This is a genomic window from Actinoplanes nipponensis, assembly GCF_016862275.1.
GTDB classification, from domain to species: domain Bacteria; phylum Actinomycetota; class Actinomycetes; order Mycobacteriales; family Micromonosporaceae; genus Actinoplanes; species Actinoplanes nipponensis.
In genome coordinates this window covers 190023-207828 of record NZ_BOMQ01000036.1, presented here as the reverse complement: position 1 = coordinate 207828, position 17806 = coordinate 190023, and the positions used below count along the sequence as shown (strand labels likewise).

14 protein-coding genes are annotated in these 17806 nt (G+C 73.8%); 2 read left to right on the top strand and 12 right to left on the bottom strand.

Annotated elements, in window-relative coordinates; all coding sequences use genetic code 11:
• Nucleotides 1-10 precede the first annotated feature (10 nt).
• The gene (trpS, locus tag Ani05nite_RS16025) at nucleotides 11-1036 is read left to right on the top strand and encodes a tryptophan--tRNA ligase (protein ID WP_203769107.1); all 1026 of its coding nucleotides are present in this window, start codon (nucleotides 11-13) and stop codon (nucleotides 1034-1036) included.
• Here trpS and Ani05nite_RS16020 read toward each other — a convergent pair.
• The 12 genes from Ani05nite_RS16020 to Ani05nite_RS15965 all read right to left on the bottom strand — a co-directional run bounded on the left by Ani05nite_RS16020 (nucleotide 1030) and on the right by Ani05nite_RS15965 (nucleotide 16565).
• A complete protein-coding gene (locus Ani05nite_RS16020; protein WP_203769105.1) occupies nucleotides 1030-2628 on the bottom strand; it encodes an ABC transporter permease in 1599 nt (532 codons plus the stop codon). The genes trpS and Ani05nite_RS16020 overlap by 7 nt on opposite strands.
• The gene (locus tag Ani05nite_RS16015; protein ID WP_203769103.1) at nucleotides 2619-3395 is read right to left on the bottom strand and encodes an ABC transporter ATP-binding protein; all 777 of its coding nucleotides are present in this window, start codon (nucleotides 3393-3395) and stop codon (nucleotides 2619-2621) included. The genes Ani05nite_RS16020 and Ani05nite_RS16015 overlap by 10 nt, the downstream gene beginning before the upstream one ends.
• Nucleotides 3396-3466: 71 nt before the next feature.
• On the bottom strand, nucleotides 3467-4096 hold the full coding sequence (locus Ani05nite_RS16010) for an SCO2207 family protein (RefSeq protein ID WP_203769101.1): 630 nt from the start codon (nucleotides 4094-4096) through the stop codon (nucleotides 3467-3469).
• Between the two features lie 95 nt (nucleotides 4097-4191).
• Nucleotides 4192-5829 carry a sodium/solute symporter gene (locus Ani05nite_RS16005; protein WP_203769099.1) on the bottom strand — a complete coding sequence of 546 codons (1638 nt, stop codon included), beginning with the start codon at nucleotides 5827-5829 and terminating at the stop codon, nucleotides 4192-4194.
• A complete protein-coding gene (locus Ani05nite_RS16000; protein WP_203769097.1) occupies nucleotides 5826-6218 on the bottom strand; it encodes a DUF485 domain-containing protein in 393 nt (130 codons plus the stop codon). Before Ani05nite_RS16000 ends, Ani05nite_RS16005 begins: the two co-directional genes overlap by 4 nt.
• Before the next feature lie 66 nt (nucleotides 6219-6284).
• Nucleotides 6285-7919, bottom strand: a complete 1635-nt coding sequence (locus Ani05nite_RS15995; protein WP_239130030.1) for a DUF4153 domain-containing protein — start codon at nucleotides 7917-7919, stop codon at nucleotides 6285-6287.
• A 445-nt stretch (nucleotides 7920-8364) separates the two neighbouring features.
• Nucleotides 8365-9624 (bottom strand): sensor histidine kinase, encoded by a 1260-nt coding sequence (locus tag Ani05nite_RS15990; RefSeq protein WP_377881508.1) that lies wholly within the window; start codon nucleotides 9622-9624, stop codon nucleotides 8365-8367.
• Nucleotides 9621-10316: a response regulator gene (locus tag Ani05nite_RS15985; RefSeq protein ID WP_203769095.1), complete on the bottom strand. Its 696-nt coding sequence runs from the start codon at nucleotides 10314-10316 to the stop codon at nucleotides 9621-9623. The genes Ani05nite_RS15990 and Ani05nite_RS15985 overlap by 4 nt, the downstream gene beginning before the upstream one ends.
• 223 nt (nucleotides 10317-10539) lie before the next feature.
• Complete coding sequence (locus tag Ani05nite_RS15980; RefSeq protein ID WP_377881510.1) at nucleotides 10540-11283, bottom strand: LytR/AlgR family response regulator transcription factor; 744 nt, start codon at nucleotides 11281-11283, stop codon at nucleotides 10540-10542.
• Complete coding sequence (locus tag Ani05nite_RS15975) at nucleotides 11280-12491, bottom strand: sensor histidine kinase (RefSeq protein ID WP_203769094.1); 1212 nt, start codon at nucleotides 12489-12491, stop codon at nucleotides 11280-11282. Before Ani05nite_RS15975 ends, Ani05nite_RS15980 begins: the two co-directional genes overlap by 4 nt.
• Nucleotides 12492-13955: 1464 nt before the next feature.
• The gene (locus Ani05nite_RS15970; RefSeq protein WP_203769093.1) at nucleotides 13956-15452 is read right to left on the bottom strand and encodes a sugar transferase; all 1497 of its coding nucleotides are present in this window, start codon (nucleotides 15450-15452) and stop codon (nucleotides 13956-13958) included.
• 252 nt (nucleotides 15453-15704) lie between these two features.
• Complete coding sequence (locus tag Ani05nite_RS15965) at nucleotides 15705-16565, bottom strand: Fpg/Nei family DNA glycosylase (protein ID WP_203769092.1); 861 nt, start codon at nucleotides 16563-16565, stop codon at nucleotides 15705-15707.
• Between the two features lie 25 nt (nucleotides 16566-16590).
• On the opposite strand from Ani05nite_RS15965, the gene Ani05nite_RS15960 reads away from it, so the two are divergent.
• Nucleotides 16591-17781 carry a glycosyltransferase gene (locus tag Ani05nite_RS15960; protein WP_203769091.1) on the top strand — a complete coding sequence of 397 codons (1191 nt, stop codon included), beginning with the start codon at nucleotides 16591-16593 and terminating at the stop codon, nucleotides 17779-17781.
• The last annotated feature ends 25 nt before the right edge of the window (nucleotides 17782-17806 follow it).

The window sequence follows — 17806 nt, the reverse complement described above, 5'->3', positions numbered from 1 at the left end:
GGAGACAGAGATGACCATCCAGACCGCGAGCCTCCAGGACCGGATCGACGCCCGGCCCGGCGACTTCCGGGTGCTGACCGGCGACCGGCCCACCGGCCCGCTGCACCTGGGCCACTACTTCGGCACCCTGCGCAACCGGGTCCGCCTCCAGCGACGCGGCGTCGAGCTGATCGTGGTGGTCGCCGACTACCAGGTGCTGACCGATCGCGACGTCGCCGACCGACTGGCGCCGACCGTGCACGGGCTGATCCTGGACTACCTGGCCGCCGGGCTCGACCCGGAGCGGGCCACGATCTTCACCCACAGCGCCGTGCCCGCCCTCAACCAGCTCGTGCTGCCGTTCCTCAGCCTGGTCAGCGTCCCCGAGCTGCAGCGCAACCCGACCGTCAAGGACGAGATCGCGCACTCCCGGCAGAGCGCGGTGAGCGGGCTGATGTTCACCTACCCGGTGCACCAGGCCGCCGACATCCTGTTCTGCAAGGGCAACCTGGTGCCGGTCGGGCAGGACCAGCTCCCGCACGTGGAGCTCACCCGGACGGTGGCCCGGCGCTTCAACGAGCGCTACGGCGAGGTCTTCCCGGTGCCCGAGGCGTTGCTCGGCACCACGTCGCTGCTGCTGGGCACCGACGGGACCAAGATGAGCAAGAGCCGCGGCAACGCGATCGCGCTCTCCGCCACGCCGGACGAGACCGCCCGGCTGATCCGGAGCGCGAAGACCGACGCCGACCGGCACATCACGTACGACCCGCAGGCGCGACCGGGGGTGTCCGGGCTCGTCCAGCTCGCCGCGCTCTGTCTCGGGCAGGACCCGCACGAGGTCGCCGCGACGGTCGGCGCCGCCGGGGCCGCGGCCCTGAAACGGCTGGTCACCGAGGCGGTCAACGAATTCCTGGCGCCCCTGCGGGCCCGTCGGGCCGGGTACGCCCGGGAGCCCGGCCTGGTGTGGGACGTGCTGCGGGCCGGCAACGCGCGGGCCGGCGCCCGGGCCGAGCAGACCCTGGCCGAGGTACGGGAGGCGATGGGCACCCGTTACTGACGGGCGGTCACCGTGGCCAGCAGCTCGGGCATGCGCCGGTCCAACATCGGGCCGGCCAGCCTGAGCCCGAGCAGCAGGGCGCCCCCGCCGTACAGCACGCCGAGCGGCAGGCCGGCCCACAGCCACACGTCGTGCGCCAGGAACGCCACGAGTTGCACCGGCACGGTCAGCAGCGCCGCGCCGAACAGGGCGGCGAAGGTCAGCAGGCCCTTGGCCATGCCGCCGCCCGAGGACAGGGCGAACGGGTTGGCCGTGTCGGGCAGCGCGTAGGCCATCCGGATCGAGACGGGCAGGGCCAGGGCGAGGCCCACGCCGTACGCCGCGGCCAGCACGCCGAACAGCGCGGGGATCGACTCCGGCCGGCCCACGGCGAGGCCCACCACCACCGAGATCACGAGCAGCGCCGGGACGACGTACACGGAGAAGCCCGCGACCCGCGACGTCAGCTCCAGCCGCCCCGGGACGCCGGCCACGACGTTGGCCGCGTAGGCGCTGCCCTCGAAGCCGAACTGGTTGGCCAGGCTGACCGCGGCCAGCGCCCCCACGAAGATCAGCATGCCGGTCGGCGCGCCGGCGGATCCGCTGCTCACGCCGATGAAGACCGGCAGGAACACGCCCACCACGCTGAACGTGATCAGGCTGGCCCGCCGCCGGGTCTCGCGCCACCAGTAGCGCATCTCGCGCGCGGTCAGCGCGCCGAAGCGGGTGCGGGGCAGCCAGGCCGGCACGAGCTGGGCGACGGGCCGGCGCGCCGAGGCCGCCCGCTCGCGCGGGCCGGACCGGCCGACCGCGCCGAGCATCGCCCGCTCCAGCGTCCGGGACCACCACCACAGCAACAGCCCGATGGTGGCCAGGATCAGGACCACCTTCACCGGTACGGCCCACAGCCGGCCCGCGGCCACGTCCGGGCCCAGGCTGTACGGCGCCCCGAACGGCGTCCACGCGATCACGTCGGCCACCCGCGCGATGCCGGCCCAGTCGGCGTTCTCGGCGCCGGCCAGCGCGGCCAGTTGCAGCGGGCCGAGCAGCGCGGCGACACAGGCCAGCAGCACGGTCGCCAGGTCGCGGGCCCGCCGCGACCGCAGGGCGGTGGCGAAGGCGCTGGTCAGCGACCGGCTGATCGCCGCGCACAGCAGCAGGCCGGTCACCACGCCGACGAACTGGGCCAGGGCCGCGAGCGGGCCGCCGAGGCGCGCCGCCGAGTCGACCATGCCCAGCGTGCCGGCGAAGGTGGCCACGGCCGGCACCCCGGCGAGCGAGGCGACGAACAGGCCCCGGATCAGCGTGCGGCGGGGCAGCGGCAGGAGCGCGAAGCGGGCCGGGTCGAGGGACTCGTCCACGCCGAAGAAGACCAGCGGCAGGAACAGCCAGCCCAGCACGATCAGCCCGCCGGCCAGCGGCAACGCCACCTCGGCCGCCCGTTGCTCGCCGAGCAGGCCGGGCAGGCTGAACAGGGCGTACCCGCCGACCGCGGCGCCGGCCGCGAGCACCGCGCCGAGCACGAACAGGGCGACCCGCCAGGTCTGACCCCGCAGGCCGTTGGCGGTGATGCGCAGCTTCAGCTTGACGAAGTGCCGGACGCCTACAGCCACGCGAGTTCCGACCCGGTCGCCGTGCGGCCGCCGACGACCTCGACGAACACGTCCTCCAGCGAGCGCTCGCCGCGGACCTCGGCGAGCGTGCCGCGCAGCCGGATCGTGCCGTCGGCCAGGATCGCGACGTGGCTGCACAGCCGCTCGACCACGGCCATCACGTGACTGGAGAAGACCACCGTGCCGCCGCCGGCGACGTACCGCTGGAGGATGTCGCGGATCAGCGCCGCCGACACCGGGTCGACCGCCTCGAACGGCTCGTCCAGCACCAGCAGCCGGGGCGCGTGCAGCATCGCGCAGGCCAGGCCGATCTTCTTCTTCATGCCCGCGGAGTAGTCCACGACCAGGGTGCGGTTGTCGGCGCCGAGGGCCAGCACGTCCATCAGCTCGGCGGCGCGCTGGTCGACCACGCCGGCGTCCATCCCCCGCAACAGCCCGTGGTAGGCCAGCAGCTCGGTGCCGGTGAGCCGGTCGAAGAGGCGGGCGCCGTCGGGCAGCACGCCGATCCGGGCCTTGGCCGCCGCCGGGTCGGCCCACACGTCGTGACCCAGCAGGCGCGCCTGGCCCGCGTCCGGCCGCAACAGGCCGACGGCCATGGACAGGGTGGTGGTCTTGCCGGCGCCGTTCGGGCCCAGCAGGCCGAAGAACGAGCCGGCCGGCACGTCGAGGTCGACGCCGGCCACCGCCAGCTTGGTGTCGAACCGCTTGACGAGACCACGCAGCGCGAGCGCCGGATCCGGGCTCGAGCGCTGCTGGGGAACCGTCATGGGGAAGAACCTAACGGTTGGTAAGCGGCCCGGGCCACCCCCCGTGGGCGGCCCGGGCCAGATCACACCGCTTATCCCACGCGTTCGATGACCGCGCGCCGGATGAGGAACTTGCCGGCCTCGCGGACCTGCTCGAAGGCCGCGTTGTTGAGCAGCACGCAGCTGCCCGACGGGGTCGCCACCTTCACGGTGATGCTCTTGTTGTTGTCGAGGTTGGTCACCTTGAGCGTGGTGCCGATCGGGAAGGTGCCGCTGGACGCCGCCGGCGCGCCACCCTCGCCGGACAGGGTCACGGTCGAGCCCTTGCACACGACGTCGCCACCCGCGGGTGCCGGCGCGGGCTGCGCCGGCGCCTTGGTGGGTGCCTTGGTCGGTGGCTTGGTCGGTGGCTTGGTGGCGCCCTTCGCCGGCGGGGCGGCCGGCCCGCCGCCGGTGCAGCCGGCGGCGGCCCGCCGCTGGTTGATCAGGTCGACGACTGCCTGCCGGTTGGCGATGCGGGCGTCGGAGAGCGCGTCCGGGGCGGCCCGCTGGCCGGCGATGAAGTCGAGGTTGTTGCGCAGGGCGCCGTCCAGGCCCGCGCAGTTCTCGCCGGCGCTGCTCATCCCGGTGCTCACCGCGAAGGCGCCGCCGGCCAGCGTCGCCGCCGCCGCGCCGATCAGCAGCTTGCGGACCCGGCCGCTCATCCTGTTCCTGCGGTACATGCAGCGCTCCTTCGCGTTCGTCCGGCTGCCCCGTTGCAGCATCGTTAGCTACGGGACGGACCCCACGAAGGGTTCAGTAAAGTTTCCTAAAACTTCTAGAGACGAAGTGACTCCGGAGCGTGCAGGCGCAACATGGTCGCGCCCACGTCCCGCGGCACCCGACGCTTGGACACCAGCGAACCGGTCACCATCACCACGAACGCCAGCGGCACGGTCCAGGCCGCGGGCTGCCCGATGAGCTGTGCCGGCCAGCCGGACAACGGCGGCCCCAGCACCGTGATCAGCACCGCCACCATCGCCGCCCCGCCGCCGGCCAGGATCCCGGCCACCGCGCCGACATCGGTGAGCCCGCGCCACCAGATGCCGAGCACCAGCAGCGGGCAGAAGCTCGACGCGGCCACGGCGAACGCCAGCCCCACGACCCGCGAGACATCCATGTCGGCGACATAGACCGACAGCGCCATCGGCACGATCGCGGCCAGCACGGTGGCGAGCCGGAAGTCCCGGACCGAACCGCCCCGGTCGGCGTGCAGGATGTCGGTGAAGACCACGCCCGCGACGCTGGTCAGCAGCCCGGACGAGGTGGACAGGAAGGCGGCCAGCGCGCCCGCGGTGACCAGCGCCCCCAGGAACTGGCCCAGATGGCCGCCGCCGAGGGCCGCCTCCGGCAGGAGCAGAACCACCGCGTCGGTGCGCCCGGTCATCAACAGCTGCGGGGTGTAGACCCGGCCGAGGACGCCGTACAGGGTCGGCAGCAGGTAGAACAGGCCGACCAGGCCGAGCACCACCAGGGTCGTGCGCCGGGCCGAGGCGCCGTCCGGATTGGTGTAGAAGCGGACCAGCACATGCGGCAGGCCCATCGTGCCCAGGAACGTCGCCAGGATCAGCGAATAGGTGGCGAACAGGGTCGTGTCCCCGCCGGGCAGCAGCCAGTCCGCGCCCCGGCGATCGTCGACGGAACTGACCTCCGGCACGGCCGCGCCGGCCGCGAACGTGCGCTCCTCGCCCTCGGCGACCCGGCTCTGCGAACCGTCGGGCAGCGTGAGGGTCGCCGCCTCGGCGAACGTCACGGTGGTGGTGGCCGAGAAGACCGGCCCGGCCGGGGGCGTCACGGCCGGGCGGCCGTCCGACTGCCACTGCAGGGCCAGGAAGATCACCGGTACGGCCAGCGCGGTCAGCTTCAGCCAGTACTGGAACGCCTGCACGAAGGTGATCGCCCGCATCCCGCCCAGGGCCACGTTGGCGGTGACGACCAGGCCGACGAGCAGCGCCCCCCACTCGTACCGGCCGCCGGTGACGGTGGTGAAGGTCAGGCCGGCGCCCTGCAACTGGGGCACCAGGTAGAGGCAGCCGATGAAGACGACGAACACCGTGGCCAGCCGGCGCAGCACCGGTGAACGCAGCCGCACCTGGCAGAAGTCGGGCAGGGTGAACGCGCCCGAGCGGCGCAACGGGGCGGCGACGAACAGCAGCAGGGCCAGGTAGCCGGCCGCGAAGCCGACCGGGTACCAGAGCACGTCGACGCCGTACCGCAGGATCAGCCCGGCCACGCCGAGGAAGGAGGCGGCGGACAGGTACTCGCCGCTGATCGCGGCGGCGTTCCAGGTCGGGCTGACCGAGCGGGAGGCGACCAGGAAGTCCGAGGTGGTACGGGCGAAGCGCAGCCCGTACGCGCCGATCCCGACCGTGACCAGCACGACCAGGATCAGCCCCGGCACGACGTACGGGTTCACCCTTCCGGCCTGGTGATGACGGCGGTGAAGTCCTGCTCGTTGCGTTCGGCCCAGCGCACGTAGGCCCAGCCGACGCCGAGCAGGAACGGGAAGGAGAGCAGGCCGAGCAGCAGCCAGGGCAGATTGACGCCGAGCAGCTTGGCGTGGCCGACGGCGGGCGCCACGGCGAAGAGCAGGGGCAGAGCGCCCAGGCCGGTCACCACCACCAGCGACAGCCGCAGGGCCAGGGCCAGCTGGGCGCGTACCAGCCCCTTGACCAGCGCCTCGCCCACCGGGGTCTGCTCGGCCAGATCGGCCCGGGCCGGGTCGGGGGCCGGCCGCCGGGCGGCGGCCTCCCCCAGCACGACGCGGGTACGCCGCACCGGGGCGCCGTTCCTCACGTCGTCCATGCCCGGCAGTCTGGCCGCCCGCGCGGCGATGTCAAGACACGCCGCCGCTTTCGTGGCGTCGCGTGGTCAGCGGTACCGGTAGTCGCCCGGGCAGGTGGCCGGGGCGGGCGCCGGGTGGTGGGCGAGCAGCTCGCGGGCCCGGTGCCGGCCGAGGTTGCCGCCGCGCCAGTCGTCCGGGTCACTGCGCAGCCCGGCGGCGATCGGGGCCAGGCTGCAGTCGCGGTTGACGCCGCTGAGGCGGTCCAGGGCGGGAACCGCGTCCGCGGACAACTCGGAGAGGTACAGCGTGTCGATCCGCTGGGTCTGCTCGTAGCGGGTGACGTTGTGGTCGGCGATCAGCCGGTCCGGGTTGGCGCCGGCCAGGCCGAGCAGCGCCAGCACGGCCGTCGCGACGGCGGCCCGCGGCAGCCACCGGCCGGTGAGGCGGAGGCCGGCGGCCAGGATCAGCACGTACACCAGGCCCAGCCACAGCTCGCAGATCATGACCAGCAGCCGGAGGCGGGTCAGGCCGTAGGTGTCGGCGTACACGTCCATGCGGTGAGTGGCCGAGGCGACCACGACCAGGGTCAGGGCGGCGAGGGCGCCCAGCACCGTACGGATCAGCACCCGGTCGGCGCCCGTCTCCCGCGGCGCCCACCGGGCCGCGCCGGCGAGGACGCCGAGCGTCAGCCCGGTGACCACGAGGAGCTGCCAGAAGCCGCTGCGGGCGTACTCGGCGTAGGTCAGGCCCTCGGTGTCCAGGACGTGCGCCGACCCTCCGAACAGGACGGTGAGCTGCACGGCGACGAACACGGCGAACAGCAGCACCAGCAGCGTCAGCGGAACCGCCCACTCGAGCCGGGCCACCCGCCGCCGGCCGGGACGTTCCAGGACGGTGAGGTCCGGCGGCGCGGCCCGCAGGTACGCGGCCCCGCCCAGCACCAACGACGCGACCCCGAAGACGAAGATCCAGCGGGTCACCGTGCCGGCGTCGACATCGGGCACCGCCCGGCCGACCAGCCCGGCGAACGCCGCATCGGCCGAGGAGAACAACGCGCCGAAGACCAGGAGCAGCAACGCCGAGACAGCGACCGTGGCGGCGACCCGCAGGCCCCGGCCGCCACCGCCCCGCCGGGCCGCGGCGACTCCCCGGGCGATCCAGGGCAGGGCCCGCAGGGTCGCGACCGGCGCCAGGAACACCGCGACGGTCATCGCCCGCAGCGACCGCCCACCGGCGACGGCCAGCGCCGCGGTCAGCACCGCCGTGCACAGGCAGAGGAAGAAGAGCCAGCCCGCGGCCCGCACCGTGCCCACCCCGAGCAGGGCGACCGTGGCGGCGGCCCAGAAGTAGCGGAACTTGCTCAGGGCCTCCGGGCCGCTCGGCCGGCGCACCAGCGGCGGGGGAACGGCCGCGGGGGCGGGATCGGGCACCAGCCGGGCCACGGCCAGGGCCACGACCCCGGCGATCGCGGTGATCAGCCAGCCGACGCCGGCGCGGTCGAGCGGGACGCTGAGCGCTGCCACCACGGCGGCGACCAGCACGGCGGCGATGGTGGCCCGGGAGGCTGGGCGGGGCGGGCCGGGCCAGCGGTTGCCGAACACGCGCATGTCCGCCCAGGGTCCGTGCAGCGGGGCTGGTGGCAGGTGGGCCGGGGTCGGTTGGGTGGAGACCTGGGTGCGGGCTTCCGGGGCGGCCTGGTGCGGGAGGCGGGCGGGATCCATCAGGCGTTTGGCCTGGTCTGGTGCGGTGGGGTTGGTTGCTGCTGCGGCGGGTCGTGCCTCGGGGGTGGTTGCTTGGCCGGCGTCGCGGGGCGGCTGGGCGGCGCTGCGGGCCGGCTGGGCGGCGCTGCGGGGCGGCTGGGCCGCGGGCAGCGGCGCGGTGGGCGGCGGGGTGGCGGATGGGGGGCCGGATGCTGCGGGGTCCGCTGCTGTCGGTGGTGGGCCGGCGCTGCCGGCGGGTCCGGCCCGATCCGGTTGGGACGCCGGGTCGGAAGCGGCGCGGGGCTGGTCCGCCGGGTGTGGTGGGCCGGTTCGCTCGGGGGCGTGGGGTGGCTCGTCCGCCGGGTCGTTCCCGGTGCGCGGCGACGGGTTGTTCGTGGGCACAGTGAGCTCCCTCTTCAGGAGGTTGAGAGGTGGCGGCGGCCCGGTTCGCCGGGCCGCTTCGCCGTCAGGAGGGGATGAGGCCGGTCGGCTGCAGGGGCAAGGTCACGTGGATGAGGCAGCCCGGCCGCCGGACCGGCGCCGGGCCGCGGGCTGGATCGTTGGCCGGGCCGCGGGCTGGATCGTTCGCCGGGGTGCGGGTCGGGTTGTCGGCTGGGGTCCGGGCCGGGTTGCCGGTTGAGGAGAGGGCTGGGCCGCGGGCCGGGTCGCCGGTCGGGGTGCGGGCCGGGTCGACCGCGGCGATCGTGCCGCCGTGCAGCTGGACCACCCAGCGGGCGATCGCCAGGCCGAGCCCGGTGCCGCCGTCGGTGGCGCGTTCGCCCCGGGTGAAGCGTTCGAAGACCCGGTCCCGGTCGGCCGGCGGGATGCCGTCGCCCTCGTCGGCCACCGCCACCAGCACGTGCTCGTCGTGGCGTTCGGCCCGCACGGTGACCGTGCCACCCGGTGGGCTGTGCCGGGCCGCGTTGTCCAGCAGGTTGGCGAAGACCTGGTGCAGGCGTTCGCGGTCACCCTCGATGTGGATGGCCGGCGCCGACACCTCGAAGCGGACGTCGTGACCCGCCCCGTCCGCGTTCACCGTGGCCTCGCGCACCACGTCGCCGAGGAACGCGCGGACGTCGATCGCGGTGCGGTCCATCGGCACGACGCCGGCGTCCAGCCGGGAGAGGTCCAGCAGCTCGGTGACCAGGCGGCCGAGGCGTTCCGTCTGGGTCAGGGCGGTGCGCATCGTCTCCGGCTCAGCCTCGGACACGCCGTCGACGATGTTCTCCAGCAGGCCGCGCAGGGCGGTGATCGGGGTCCGCAGCTCGTGCGAGACGTTGGCGATCAGCTCGCGGCGCTGCCGGTCGGCCGCCGCCAGGTCCCCGGCCATCTGGTTGAACGCCGTGGCCAGCTCGCCGATCTCGTCGCGGGACGTGGCCCGGACCCGGCGGGTGTAGTCGCCCCGGGCCATCGCCCGCGCGGCGTCGGTCATCTCGCGCAGCGGAACCGTGGTGCCGTGCGCCGCGACCTGGAGCGTGACCAGCCCGAGCGCGACGGCGATGGCGAACCAGGACAGCTCCACCCGCATGAAGTCGAGGCTCCACCAGAAGATCAGCAGGCCGACGCCGCCGGCCAGGCCGAGCGCGACCGACAGCTTCGCCTTGATCGAGCGTACGGGGTCGAGCGGGCGCGGCAGCCAGCCGAGCGCCGGCTCCAGCCAGCCGAGGGCCAGGCCCAGCGGCAGCGACACCCAGCGCAGCACCCGCCCGAGCCGGGGCAAGCTCACCGCTGCACCTCCAGGGCGTACCCGACGCCGTGGACCGTGCGGATCAGATCGGCGCCGAGCTTGCGGCGCAGGCCCTTGATGTGGCTGTCGACCGTGCGGGTGCCCGAGGCGTCCGCCCAGCCCCACACGTCGGCGAGCAGCCGCTCCCGGGGCAGCACCGTGCGCGGCCGGCCGGCCAGGTGCACCAGCAGGTCGAACTCGGTCGGGGTCAGCCGGGCCTCGACCCCGGCGCGGTGCACCCGGCGTTCGGCCAGATTGATCTCCAGGTCGCCGAACCGCAGCATCGCGGCCTCCGCCGGGGCGGTCTCGCCCGGCGCGGCGTTGCGGGCCGCCCGCCGCAGCAGCGCGTGCACCCGGGCGGTCAGCTCACGCATCGAGAAGGGCTTGGTGAGGTAGTCGTCCGCGCCGACGGCCAGGCCGACGAGCAGGTCGGTCTCGTCGTCGCGGGCCGTCAGCATCAGGACCGGTACGCCGCGCTCGGCCTGGATCCGCCGGCACACCTCGAGACCGTCGAAGCCCGGCAGCATGACGTCGAGGACGATCGCGTCGGGCCGGGTGCGCCGGGCGGCGTCGACCGCGCCCGGGCCGTCGCCGGCGACGTGCACCTCGAAACCCTCCGCGCGCAGCCGCGCGGCCACCGCCTCGGCGATGGTGCGCTCGTCCTCGACCACGAGGACCCTCTTGGCCGTCACGTCGCCCCCTTCCGCCCCGCCCGCATGGTGCGTGACCGGCGCAAGACCGGCGTGCCCCCGTGACCCGCCGACCCCCTGCGCTGAGCAGCCTATTGATCAGTCGTGCAGGGCCGGGGGCGGCTTTGTGGACAACTTGTGAAGATGATCGACCTGTGGATAACTCTGGGGATAACGCTGTGGGGTTGTGGATAAACCTGTGGATCCGGTGGGGAGAACGGTGGATTCAGCGGGTCCAGTCGTGCTTCGCGGCCCGGATCAGCTTGTCCTTGAGCTCCCGGGTGTGCCGCCGGCTGACCGGCAGCTCCACGCCGTCGATCGCCACCACGTAGCCCGACTGGGTGAGCCGCAGCTCCGCCACCAGGCGCAACTGCACCAGGTAGGAGCGGTGGATCCGGACGAAGCCGGCGTCCGCCCAGCGCTCGGCCAGCGTCGCGAGCGACACCCGGACCAGGTGGGACGCGTCCAGGGTGTGCAGCCGGGCGTAGTCACCCTGCGCCTCGACCCAGCGCACCGAGGAGCGCGGCAGCATGCGGGTCGTACCGGCCAGCTCGACCGGGATGCTCGGCTCGTCCTGCTGCTTCACCGGGGCCGGAGGCGGCGTGGCCCGCAACCCGGCGACCCGGCGCAGCGACTCACCCAGCCGCTCCGAACGCACCGGCTTGCGGACGTAGTCGGTCACGCCCAGGTCGAAAGCGTCCACCGCGCCGTCGTCGTACGCGGTCACGAAGACGATCGCGGGCGGCCGGGCGAACCGGTGCAATATCCGGGCCAGCTCCATCCCGTCCAGCCCCGGCATCCGGATGTCCAGGAACACCGCGTCGACCTCGGTGTCGCGCAGCACCCGCAGCGCCTCGGTCGCGTCGCCCGCCCGGTGCACGAAGGCCACCCGGCTGTCGGCGTTGAGCAGGTACGCGAGCTCGTCCAGGGCGGGCGGCTCGTCGTCCACGGCAAGCACCACGAGACTCACGCCCGTACCCCCGGATGGAATTTCGGCACCCGCATGCTCACCTTCGTCCCCGCGCCCGGCGCGGTCTCCACCACCAGCCCAAAGTGGTCGCCGAAGACCGAGCGCAACCGCTCATCCACATTCGAGAGGCCGACGTGCTGGCCCGCGTCGTCGTCCCGCGCGTTGACCGCCTCGGCGACCCCCGCCGCCAGCACCGCCGGGTCCATGCCGACCCCGTCGTCCTCGACCGTGATGTGGCATTCGGCGCCGGCGTCCCGGGCCTCGATGCTCACCATACCGACGCCCGGCTTGCGGGACAGGCCGTGCCGGACGGCGTTCTCCACCAGCGGCTGCAGGCACAGGAACGGCAGGCCCACCGGCAGCACCTCGGGGGCGATCTGCAGCCGAACCTGCAGCCGGTCGCCGAAACGGGCCCGCTCGATGGTCAGATAGCGGTCGATCGAGCGCAGCTCCTCGGCCAGCGTGGTGAACTCGCCGTGCGCCCGGAACGAGTAGCGGGTGAACTCCGCGAACTCCAGGATCAACTCGCGGGCGCGCTCCGGGTCGGTGCGCACGAACGAGGCGATCGCGGTCAGCGCGTTGTAGATGAAGTGCGGGCTGATCTGGGCCCGCAGCGCGCGTACCTCGGCCCGGGCCAACCGCTCGCGCGAGGAGTCCAGCTCGGCCAGGGCCAGCTGCGAGCTCGCCCAGCGGGCGGTCTCCATGGTCGCCTGGACCAGCCCTGGCGCCGGCTGATCGTCCGCGACCGCCACCAGCGCGGCCACGGCCTGCCCGTCGGCGCCGGTCAGCGGGGCGACGACGGCGCCCCGCACCACGCAGTCCATCCGGTCACAGGGCAGGTCGGCCACCCCCAACACAATCGACCGGTTGGCCTGCACGGCCCGCGCGGCAGCCGCGCTGAACTGGGCGGTGTGGTGCCCCCCGCGCCCGTCGACGGCCAGGCACCGCTCCCGGTCGGCGATGGTGAGCCCGGGCGCGCCGACCAGCCGGCGCAGATGCCGCGCGGCCTTGGCGGCCGACGCGGGCGTCAAACCGGTACGCAACGGCTCGGCGGCGAGCGAGGCGGTGTGCAGTACGTCGTACGTGGCGCGCTGTCCCGCCGTCGCGATGCCCCGGCGGGCCCGCAGCCGCAGGACCGCGACCACGGCACCGACCAGGGCAGCAAGCACCGCAAGAACCGCGAGCGCACTGCCGACCTGACCAGCCACGCACGCATCCTGACCGGAACGTGCCGAAATTGCCAGCGTGTGGGGGTGAGAGTGGGGCGCGGAGGGCGGCTGTCGTCGGGTCGGGGGGGGGTTGGGTGCGCCCGGGGCTGTGCGGACGGTGCGGGCGATTCCGGGAGTTCACCGTCTCCGGGTCTCTGGCCAGTGCCAGTGCCAAAGCCAGTGGTGCCGCCAGGGCCAGTGCCGCCGCCAGTGCCGCCGCGAGTGCCAGTGCCGCCGCGAGTGCCAGTGGCGCCGCCAATGCCGCCGCGAGTGCCAGTGGCGCCGCCAATGCCAATGCCGCCGTCGGTGCCAGTGTCGCCCTTGGTGCCTGCCGTCGCTGGTGCCAGTGTCGCCGTCGGCGCCTGCCGCCGTCGGCGCCTGCCGTCGCTGGTGCCAGTGTCGCCGTCGGCGCCTGCCGCCGCCGGTGCAGTGCTGCCGTCGGTGCCGGTGCCGGTGCCGGTGCCGGTGCCGGTGTCGCCGTCGCCGTCGGTGCCGCCGCCGGTGGCGGTGGCGCGGCCGGTAGCGGTGGCGCGGCCGGCGCCAGTGCCGCCGTCAGTGGCAGAGCCAGAGCTAACGCCGCTGCCGCCGGCGGCAGTTGAAGCGGTGAGTCAGCAGGCGGCGGGTGGCAGCGGTGGTGGGTGGTGGGCAGTGGCGGTGGTCGTGGCGGTTGCAGTAGACAGCGGCAGCGGATCTTGATGCGTGGCGGTCGAGAGGAATCGTTTTAGCTAATCAAGATCCGCGCGACACGCGCGACACGCGCGAAGCGAGCCGGGAGGCGGGCTGACGTGCGGGCAAGTGGCCCGGCGGCCAGGTGGCCCGGCGGCCAGGTGGCCCGGCGGGCAGGTGGCCCGGCGGGCAGGTGGCCCGGCGGGCAGGTGGCCCGGCGGGCAGGTGGCCCGGCGGGCAGGTGGCCCGGCGGCCAGTTGTTCAGGCGAGCGGCATGGTCACCGCCCGGGCCGCCGGCACGCCGGCCGAGGCGCAGCGGGCGGCGCCGTGCGGCGACAGCTCGGCAGGCGAGCGGCCGTGAGTGCGGCAGTTGGACAGGCGAGCGGCCGTGCGTGCGGCAGTTGGGTAGGCGAGCGGCCGCGCAGGCGTGCAGGCGTGCAGGCGTGCAGGCGAGAGTGCGGGCAGCCGGACCATCGGGCGGATGTGCGCGCGGGCACGCGGGCGAACTACGGCCTGGTGAGCGGCCGAGCGAGCGGGCGGACAGTCAGCAACGGTGCGGTGAGGCGACCGGCGCTTCAACACCCAACCAGGAACGCCTCACCGGTGGGCCCACCGAGAGGACGGCCGGAAAGCCGTGAACGCGAGGAGGACGAGCGGAGGCCGCGAAGCTGTGGATGCCGCCCTGTGGATGGCCGCCCTGTGGATGGCAGCGACGCCCTGGATGGCGGCGAGGCTGTGGACGGAGCCGCGGGCCCACACAACATGCCCCCAAAGATTTGATCTTGATCGGCCGCCGAGCTAATAAGCACCCTTGCGCTTGAGAACCACCCAGATCGTCCGCCACAGGATGCCGAGGTCATACGTCAGCGACCAGTTGTCGACGTAGTACAGATCCAGCCGGACCGCCTCGTCCCACGACAGATCCGAGCGCCCCGACACCTGCCACAACCCGGTGATTCCCGGCCGCACCAGCAGCCGGCGCCGGACGTCGCCCAGGTAGTCGCCGTCGTCGGCGGGCAGGGGGCGGGGGCCGACCAGCGACATCTCGCCCTTCAGCACGTTGATCAGCTGGGGCAGCTCGTCCAGCGAGGTCGCCCGCAGCTTGCTGCCGAACCGGAAGATCCGGGGATCCTCCTTCAGCTTGAACAGCATGCCGTCGGCCTCGTTCAGCTCCTCGAGCGTGGCCTTGCGCTCCTCGGCGTCCACGTCCATGGTCCGGAACTTCCACACCCGGAAGGTGCGGCCCTCGTGGCCGACCCGGGGCTGGCGGAAGAAGACCGGGCCGGGGCTGGCCATCTTGATGCCGGCGGCGATCACGGCCAGGACCGGGCTCAGGAACAGCAGGCCGAAGAAGGCGGCCACCCGGTCGAGCAGGTTCTTGGCCAGCCAGCCGGGGCCGGACAGGGTGGGTTCCTCGACGTGCAGCAGCGGCAGGCCCTCGATCGGGCGGATGTGCACGCGGGGGCCGGCGATGTCGGTGAGCTGGGGGGCCACCACCAGGTCGACGCCGGTGCCTTCCAGTGCCCAGGCCAGGCGGCGCAGTTCGCCGGGCTCGGCGCTGGCCGAGCCGCAGACCGCGATGGTGTCGCCGCCGACCTCGCGGACCAGGGCGAGCACGTCGCGGCCCGCGTAGACGGGCACCGGGGTCTCTATGCCGCGGGCCGCCGAGTAGCCGTCGGTGAGGTGGATCGCCACCGGGATCAGGCCGGCCGCGGGGCTGCGGGTGACCGCCGTGTAGACCTCGAGCGCCTCCGGCAGGGTGCCCATCAGGATCATCCGGTGGGCGCCGTGGCCGGTGCGGCGGCGGGCCACGTGCAGCACCTGGCGGGCCGAGTAGCGGCAGAACAGGATGAAGATCAGCGCGGCGAGGCAGACGTAGGCGACCGTCACCCGGGAGAGCTGGGTGCGGGTGCCGAAGGCCAGCAGCGAGACCGCGGCCACGACCGTGATGGACGAGCGGACGACCCGTTTGAACTCCTCGCTGCCCAGGCCCAGGTAGCGCCGGTCGTAGCTGCCGTTGGCCCAGAGGGTGAAGATCCAGCCCAGCGGCAGGGCGACGAAGGCGACGAAGTAGAAGATGTTCTCGCGGCCCTGGAAACCGGAGCTGGCCTTCTGGATGAAGGTCACGGCCAGGGCGCTGGCCAGGATCGCCGACACGAGATCCAGGAGGATCAGGATCATGGTGTACGGCCGGTGCCAGCGCGACAGCCGGCGGTGCGAACGGGTCCAGGCGGATCTGGGTACGCCGTTACTGGGCGGCGGCTCCTGCTGCCACTCGAAACTGTCGTACGGCATGCCGCTCCGGCTCTTGCTGGTTCCCGGGCGTTGGAGGCTTGTGGTCACCTCGCCTACGTCCTCCCGCATCACGTACCGCCCACACCGAGAACATTACGCACCGCCACGGCCCTGGGGGCTCCGGCGGGCCGCCGGTCCCCTGCGCGCCGCGCACGAAGCGTGGGACCGGGCCACTATACCGATGGAACGGTCCAGCAGAAGGGGACGTTGTGCCCGCTTTCCCCCGCGGAGCCACCTGTGCACTCTGCGTGACTATCGGATCAACTTGGACAAGCGGCGGTCGGCGAGCGGCTTTCCGCCGGTCTGGCAGGTCGGGCAGTACTGCAGGCTCTTGTCGGCGAAGGAGACCTCGCGGACCGTGTCGCCGCACACCGGGCAGGGCAGCCCGGTCCGCGCGTGCACCCGCATCCCGGCGCGCTTCTCGCCCTTGAGCTCGGCGGCCTTCTGACCCACCGAGCGGGTCACGGCGTCGGTCTCGACCTGCCGCATGGCCTCGTACAGGGTGGTGATCTGCTCGTCGGTCAGCTTGTGGGTCAGCGCGAACGGCGACATCTTGGCCACGTGCAGGATCTCGTCGGAGTAGGCGTTGCCGATGCCGGCCAGCACCTCCTGGTCGGTCAGCACCCCCTTGACCTGGCCGCGGCGGGCGCGCAGCCGCTCGGCGAACTCCTCGCGGCCGACCTCCAGCGCGTCGGGCCCGAGCCGCGACACGCCGGGCACCTCGGCCGGGTCGCGCACCAGGTACGCCGCCAGCGACTTCTGGGTGCCGGCCTCGGTGAGGTCGAAGCCGGACTCGTCGTCGAGGCGTACCCGGATCGCGATCGGGCCGCTGCCCGGCTTGAGCGGCGCGGGCGACTTGAACGACTCCCGGTAGTGCAGCCAGCCCGCGCGGGCCAGGTGCACCACGAGGTGCAGATCCTGGCCCAGGGTGAGGTCGAGGAACTTGCCGTGCCGGCCGGCGCCGGTGACGACCAGGCCGGCGACGGCGGAGGCGGGCGGGTCGTACGTCTTCAGCGCGCTGAACGACGAGACCTCGAAGCGCTGCACTGTGCGGCCGACCGCACGCTCCCGCAGATACGCGGCGAGCGCCTCGACCTCGGGAAGCTCCGGCACGCCCTCAACGGTAGCGTTTCCACCCGTGAAGGTCGTCGTTGCGCACAACAGATATCGCGAGGCCATCCCGTCCGGCGAGAACGTCATCGTCGACACGGAGATCGCGCAGCTCACGGCGGCCGGGATCGAGGTGCTGCCGTTCCAGCGGGCCTCCGACTCGATCGGGGAGCTCCCGCTCGCGCAGAAGGCCCTCCTGCCGCTCTCGCCGATCCTCGGCCGGGCCGCCCAGCGGGATCTCGCCGAGCTGCTCCGCCGGGAGCGCCCCGACCTGCTGCACCTGCACAACCCGTACCCGTTGCTGTCGCCGTCGGTCGTGCGGACCGCGCACGCGCACGGGGTCCCGGTCGTGCAGACCGTGCACAACTACCGGCAGGTGTGCTCCTCGGGTCTGTACTTCCGCGACGGGCACAACTGCCACGACTGCCGCGGCAAGGCGCTGGGCTGGCCGGCCGTCGTGCACAGGTGCTACCGGGGCTCGGCGGCGCAGAGCGCCCTGATGGCGACCACCCTGGCCGTGCACCGGCCCACCTGGCGGTCGGTGGACCGCTACATCGCGCTGACCGGCCGGATCGCCGACCACCTGCGCGACTACGGCATTCCGGACGAGCGCATCGTGATCAAGCCGAACGGCCTGCCCGATCCCGGCGCGCCGGAACCGCCGGGCGACGGATTCCTGTACGCCGCCCGGCTCTCCCCGGAGAAGGGCCTGGCGCTGCTGCTCGACGCCTGGCGCCGGCACCCGGACGGCGAGCTGGGGCCGCTGCGCATCGCCGGCGACGGGGAGCTGCGGCCGCTCGCCGAGCGGGCCGCCGCCGAGCGGGCCGACGTGACCTACCTGGGCGCCCTGGACCAGGCCGGCATGGCGTCCGAGCGCCGGGCCGCGTCCGTGATCGTGGCCGTGCCGACCTGGGACGACGTGCTGCCCACGGTGATCCTGGAGGCGATGGCGGCGGGCCGGCCGGTGCTCGGCACCGATGTCGGCGGCATCCCGTACCTGCTGGGGATCGGCGGCCCGGCGGCGCCGGCGGGCTGGGCGGTCCGGCCCGACCCGGAGGCGCTGGCCGCCGCCCTGCCGGTCGCCCGGGCCGGCGCCGCGGCGGTCGCGCCGGCCGCGCGCGCCCGCTATCTGAGCGCCTTCCACCCCGATGTGGTGACCCGGCGGCTCATCGACATCTACACCGGGCTCACAGAGAATTTCGAGCCGGCACCGAGGTAGATCGCCATCGAATCGGGAAAGGTTG

What these genes read in the sequence shown, in the direction of transcription:
- Ani05nite_RS16000 (WP_203769097.1), bottom strand. Translation starts at nt 6,218, where the DNA reads ATGGACGACGTGAGGAACGGCGCCCCGGTGCGGCGTACCCGCGTCGTG.
- Ani05nite_RS15995 (WP_239130030.1), bottom strand. Translation starts at nt 7,919, where the DNA reads ATGGATCCCGCCCGCCTCCCGCACCAGGCCGCCCCGGAAGCCCGCACC.
- Ani05nite_RS16015 (WP_203769103.1), bottom strand. Translation starts at nt 3,395, where the DNA reads ATGACGGTTCCCCAGCAGCGCTCGAGCCCGGATCCGGCGCTCGCGCTG.
- Ani05nite_RS16010 (WP_203769101.1), bottom strand. Translation starts at nt 4,096, where the DNA reads ATGTACCGCAGGAACAGGATGAGCGGCCGGGTCCGCAAGCTGCTGATC.
- Ani05nite_RS15970 (WP_203769093.1), bottom strand. Translation starts at nt 15,452, where the DNA reads ATGCCGTACGACAGTTTCGAGTGGCAGCAGGAGCCGCCGCCCAGTAAC.
- trpS (WP_203769107.1), top strand. Translation starts at nt 11, where the DNA reads ATGACCATCCAGACCGCGAGCCTCCAGGACCGGATCGACGCCCGGCCC.